Source organism: Chamaesiphon sp. OTE_20_metabat_361, assembly GCF_031364565.1.
This window is the reverse complement of sequence record NZ_JANLWO010000748.1, coordinates 1-4,265: the sequence shown is the minus strand read 5'-3', so window position 1 is coordinate 4,265 and position 4,265 is coordinate 1. Positions and strand designations below refer to the sequence as shown.

3 protein-coding genes are annotated in these 4,265 nt (G+C 42.9%); all 3 read right to left on the bottom strand.

Going from position 1 to position 4,265, the window contains the following annotated elements; translation table 11 throughout:
- Positions 1-61: 61 nt before the first annotated feature.
- From RMO35_RS21265 to RMO35_RS21255, 3 genes are read right to left on the bottom strand one after another with little or no spacing between them, the layout of a single operon-like run.
- On the bottom strand, positions 62-1,114 hold the full coding sequence (locus RMO35_RS21265) for an Acg family FMN-binding oxidoreductase (protein WP_309744020.1): 1,053 nt from the start codon (positions 1,112-1,114) through the stop codon (positions 62-64).
- A 53-nt stretch (positions 1,115-1,167) separates the two neighbouring features.
- Entirely contained in the window at positions 1,168-2,067 is a 900-nt protein-coding gene (locus tag RMO35_RS21260) for an SDR family oxidoreductase (protein WP_309744018.1), read from the bottom strand.
- 21 nt (positions 2,068-2,088) lie between these two features.
- Positions 2,089-3,957 (bottom strand): alpha-amylase family glycosyl hydrolase, encoded by a 1,869-nt coding sequence (locus RMO35_RS21255; RefSeq protein WP_309744015.1) that lies wholly within the window; start codon positions 3,955-3,957, stop codon positions 2,089-2,091.
- Positions 3,958-4,265: the final 308 nt, after the last annotated feature.

Sequence of the window (4,265 nt, the reverse complement as noted above, 5' to 3'; positions counted from 1 at the left end):
TCTTAACTGTTAGAACACACTTCTAGCATAATCCCTTGCCCGTGTCCCAGAGCAGTTTCTTTCATCCCTTAGACGACGTTTTAGTCGGCTTAGTTGCTCTGAAAGAGAATCGATCGAACTTTGCTCTGATTGATGGTTCTTCCAAGATCTGGGTCATTGGATGGATGGCGATATTCCGTTCCCGCACTTTTAGGAAAAGTCTTTCCATGCGTCTCCCAGTTTCAAGCAGTGCCGCTACTGAATTGTCCTGACTGGTAATTAAAATCCAGCCTGCCGATTCCGATACTTCTTTCTGAATATTATCGATACCTCGTTCTCTAAAATCCTTGGTCATCACATTGTCTTTATCGTAAGAATTTCGCACTACCCAACCAGGAATTCCAGTTATTTCCATCCCTGCGGTTGTCAGCCCATCACGATATTTATCGGCATCCCGACTGGAAAATCTAATCCAGTCAGCTAACTCTTGCTGTGCTGGATCGCGGTAAGATTGCAGGCGATTGGCAGCGATCGTTTGTTCGTCAATAAATTTACTTTCTTTGCTAGTGTTAGGTAGGTAATGAATAAATTCCGGCTCTGAATCGACAAGATATGTAATGTCTTCTTGTTTTAGCAGATCGTTGAGAAAATTAGAGCGGACAGTCCGACGGCTGGTAATTTTTGTAATGTCAAAATTATTTGGAGATGCTGTTTTACTTAGCTTTACTTCCATCACCCGATCGTCCTGATTAGTTGTAGCTAATAACTTCCAATCGCAGGCGTAGCCAAAGGAACCAGCAGCATATTCAAGATTTTGTAGGAAAGCACCGATCGATAACATTGTTTCACGCTGAGTCGGATCGACGGCAGGTAGCCATTTACTTTTATCGTTACCGATAATCCAGTGATAAGGTTCGAGATATCGAACGAACCACGGCTGGGTATTATGACCGCTCGGCGCAAGTGAAGCTAAAAATAAAATCTCTTTTTCATCCGGTTTGAGAGTTTTATGGTTATCCTCTGCCTGTTGTACATCGGCTCTAACTAGGTTAGTACGATCGCTCAATAAATAAGTTGTTGTCCCAACTAACCCGATCGTTCCACTGATAATGCCGATAAATTTTATTCTGTTCATAACGAACACCTTATTAAAGTATTAATCGAATTGCTTAGTGAATTATCTAATATTTATCCGACTGCTATTGGTTGTAAGCACAACCAACATTGTCGATAGTCCTCAACATATTGCTGCATCGAAATTGGTATGTGCTCTAGCAATTGATGTACATTTGATGTCACTAAATCTGCCAATCCATACCGAGCAGTGGTATAAATGCCCACCATTACCAATACGAATTGCCATGAGAATCCTTGCCTTAACATTTGCCAAACAAATATTGGAATTGAGGAATTAGTATATTGAATTTGTCTGCCTAAAACAGTTGTAAAAATGCTTGCAACTTCATAGTAAGTTAGAGCTACTGTGCCTGTAAGATCGTAAGCACGATTTCTTGATAGTTCTCCTTTGGACTTATCCGGTACTTCTGTTAATATTTTCACCGCAACCGCAGCAATATCTCGCACATCAATAAAACTCGTCCTACCATTACCAGCAGGCATAAACAACCTATCGCGCAGCCGAATATCTTCGCGATGGGTGGTATTTAAGTTTTGCATGAAGAAGCTACACCGTAAGAATATTGCGGAGATATTTAATTGTTCAATTGCTCGTTCGATTTTATAATGTGGCACAATCCGATTTTTATCTGCTCCAATAATCGACAGAAATACAATCTCTTCAACACCTGCTCGTTTGGCTGCATTTAAAGCAGGCGTAATTTTGTGAATATTTGCGATCGCAGGTGGACGCACTAGAAAAAGTTTATTAATTCCAGCGAAAGCATCTGCAAAAGTATCAGGATTAGTAAAATCGAATAAAATACATCGAACATTACTACCGAAACTCTTTGCAGCTTCAATTGGATTTCTAACTGCTGCGGTAACAGGCAATTCCTGTAGTGAGAGTAATCGCACCACTTCTTGCCCGACATTGCCCGTCGCCCCTGTTACTAAAATATTTGTCACCATCAGAATTTACCTCTTTTAGAGCTATTGCTTTCTGAATATTAAAATCGACCATTTAGGCAAATTGATATACAGCTTCTCGTCTGACTGCACTTGCAGATCGCTTCCATAGTTACCCGAATCATTCCAGCCGTCATACTGCGGTGATTGAGAGTTGAAAATTTCTGACCACCGCCCAGTTTCTCCACCCAAATGGATTCCATAATCATGTTCCGACCACTGACGATCGCTCGAATTTACAACAACTATGATAATATTGCCGCCTTCATGCCAACGTTTAAAAGCTAAGACTGTATTAGTGCGATCTTCATGAATAAATTGCAGAGTATCACTACGTAAAGCTGGATTATGCCAGCGTACCCAGTTGATATCTTTGACTAAATTTCGCATTGGTATCCCGATCGGATCTCCAGCAATTGCCCAATCAAATCGATGTTCTGATGTCGCTGGATTTCCGTCTGGATTCGGCCACCAATAGCCCCAATGATGACATTCAGATCCCATGAATAACATCGGCGTACCAGGCATCGCTACATTTAACGCCCAACCGAGTCGTGCTTTGGCTCTTGCATACCAATTATCCCGTCCACCACATAACTCAACTAAATAGCGATTTTCGGGTTGTTTACCGCTTTGAGAATCGGCAATTCTGTCATGTGAACCGAGTAAATAGCGGACAGAATTCCAAGACCTGTCTAATCCCATCCAACCGATAAATGACTTGAGGTTATCGATTGGGCAAAGCCCACGCTTCGCGAACGCATTTTCTCCATTGACAGCGCGAATAAAGGCAAACGGATCGGACGTTGCCCATACTGCATTGAAGCCTAATTCACGGATAACTTTGCCCCAACGATCCTGTTGTTCGCTCGTCCATTCGGCAATTAAATATTTATCCCGCCAGTAGGAATTTTCGCGAAGTCCGACAATGATATGTTGAGTACATTCCCATGTCAGACTATGCGCCATATCAAACCGCAAACCATCGCCGCGATATTCATTTAACATCATCCGAGCGTGGTCGAGTAAAAAGTTTTGAACCTCGGATTTCCAGTGCGCGAATGAGCGACCGTCTTCATCCCGCGCAGGTTCGTAGTGAAATGGGTCTTCAAAATAAATCCCGCCTTCATCGGTGGTATTACCATCGTATTGCCAGTAGTGATTGTGACTACTCGAAGCATGATGATAGACCACATCAAAAATCACCGCTAGACCGTGCCTGTGGGCAGCATCTACGAGCGATCTCAAGTCCGCCGGAGTCCCGTACCCATTATGCGGTGCAAAGAGGTTGGTGGCTCCATAACCTTCCCCATCGATGCCATCCACTTGCTCGGTCGGTAATAGCTGGAGGGCGTTAAAACCGAGTTCGCGGATATATCCGAGCTTCGTCTCAAAGTCGGCAAACGTGGCATATGTTGAGATATTCAGATGGTCGTTTAGTCCAGCAAATGACCCGACATGCGCCTCATAAATAATCAGATCTGCAAATTTGGGTGTGGCAAATTCAGACCACTCTTGCTGCCAATCGACGACGATCCCTCTGGCGTTATCTTCCGCACTCTCGACTTGTCGCGCATAGGCATCTACCCGCGTCAAGATACCACCAGGATTGGTAGGATCGCCGCCTTTATTAACAATTGAAAATTGATAGGGTTGACCCGTCACAACACCCACCACATCTACCGACCAATAGCTAGGGTTACTCGGTTCTGGTGCAAGGGCAACTTGGGACATTTGCTCGTTGTACCAGATGCAAACTGAAACCGCAATTGCGTTCGGTGCCCAAACTCGAAACGAACATTTATCGCCAACCAAATTTGCACCCATGCCAGGATGAACGCTCTGAGGAACGGATACCACCGCTCGATTAACCACCACTGAAGATCCACTCATGGTTTTGATTTTTGGTTACATAGCAAGTAATAACAGTCGATAAATCTGTTAACGTGAGCGATTTTGTTTGTTTTGCCTAGATAGAAATTAAACTAGCTTTTTCATTGCACAAAGCTATCTACATTTAGCATATCTTCCAAATGTGAGGAAGTTGTGAGGTTTTTACAGTATGTTTCTAACTTATCTTAATGAAACTAATCACTCAAAGCCTGTCCAAAAGCCGAACGCAAGCTTTTAATTAAACTGAAATTGGATGCAATTTGCTTATAGTAAAGCGGTCAAAATCGATGCTATATTATTCTATTTTA

What these genes read in the sequence shown, in the direction of transcription:
- RMO35_RS21265 (WP_309744020.1), bottom strand. Translation starts at nt 1,114, where the DNA reads ATGAACAGAATAAAATTTATCGGCATTATCAGTGGAACGATCGGGTTA.
- RMO35_RS21260 (WP_309744018.1), bottom strand. Translation starts at nt 2,067, where the DNA reads ATGGTGACAAATATTTTAGTAACAGGGGCGACGGGCAATGTCGGGCAA.
- RMO35_RS21255 (WP_309744015.1), bottom strand. Translation starts at nt 3,957, where the DNA reads ATGAGTGGATCTTCAGTGGTGGTTAATCGAGCGGTGGTATCCGTTCCT.